Origin of the sequence: Streptomyces sp. URMC 123 (genome assembly GCF_051386515.1) — a bacterium.
Classification (GTDB): Bacteria; Actinomycetota; Actinomycetes; order Streptomycetales; family Streptomycetaceae; genus Streptomyces.
Genome location: NZ_JBPQTV010000646.1, coordinates 1 through 969, shown reverse-complemented (window position 1 = coordinate 969; position 969 = coordinate 1). Strand labels below are relative to the sequence as shown.

Below are 969 nucleotides of genomic sequence, written 5' to 3'. Positions count from 1 at the left end.
GTGCGCCGCCGAGGAGGTACCCCGGCGCGGCACCGACCCACCCACGAACAGAGCGCACGACCGCAACCACCAACCCCCGCCCCGAAGGGGCGGGGAAATAGGGCTTCGCCCCGAAGGGGCGGGGTCTTTGCCCCGGCCTCCGGCCGGGGGGATGAGGAGCCGCCCCGAAGGGGCGGGAGGTGTGGGTCGCACTCCCTGCGTGCCTGGCTCAGGCGGGACCGCGACCCGCGCATGAGTGGTCCGCCGGGCGGATCACACGCGCCGGCGGGCTTGCCAGGTCAGGAAGAGGGCCGAGGCGATGGCCGCGACGCGGACGACCACCGGCCAGGAGTCGGAAAGCGCCTCCCCCATGCCGCCCTCGGAAAGGGAGTCCCCCCACCGGCCTTCGAGCCGCCCCCACAGCCACGTCAGCCAGCCCGCCGCGACCAGTCCGGGCGGCACCAGCGCCGCCGGGCGCGCGGTGACGTAGGCCAGCAGCCAGCCGAGCGCCAGCGCGATCCAGTTGCCGAAGATGGCGCCGGCCAGGAGCAGGACGGCGGCCAGCAGCGGCAACGGGCTGAGGGCCGTACGGCGCCGGAGCCCCGGGGCGCCGTCGTCCCACGCCTCCTCGACGCCGGCCCGGCGCCGGGCGGCGGAGCGTTTGCGTACGCGGGGGTTCAGGCCGCCGGAGAACAGCCGCCCGGAGCGGGTGCCGGGGCCGCGCCGGCGGGGCGCGGTGGCGTCCTCGTCGCCGTCCCGCTCGGTCCCCCGCGCGTCGTCGTCCTCGTCCGGCGGCGGCTCCAGCATCTCCGGCACCTCGATGCCGCCGACGAACCCCGGTACGGTGTCGGCCGCGATCCGGCCGCCCGTCCGGAAGGGGCCGGCGGGCTTGTGCCACCAGTTCGGCGAGGGCTCGCCGGAGGAGCCGGCGGGGGTCGGTTCGCTGTCGCCCGCGGGGCGCGGGGGCGGGGCCGCCGTTCGGGGCGGGGG

Annotated in this window: 1 pseudogene; it reads right to left on the bottom strand. The window is 78.1% G+C overall.

Going from position 1 to position 969, the window contains the following annotated elements:
* Positions 1–252: 252 nt before the first annotated feature.
* Positions 253–969: pseudogene (locus ACSNOD_RS31410) on the bottom strand (hypothetical protein); the annotation flags it as partial.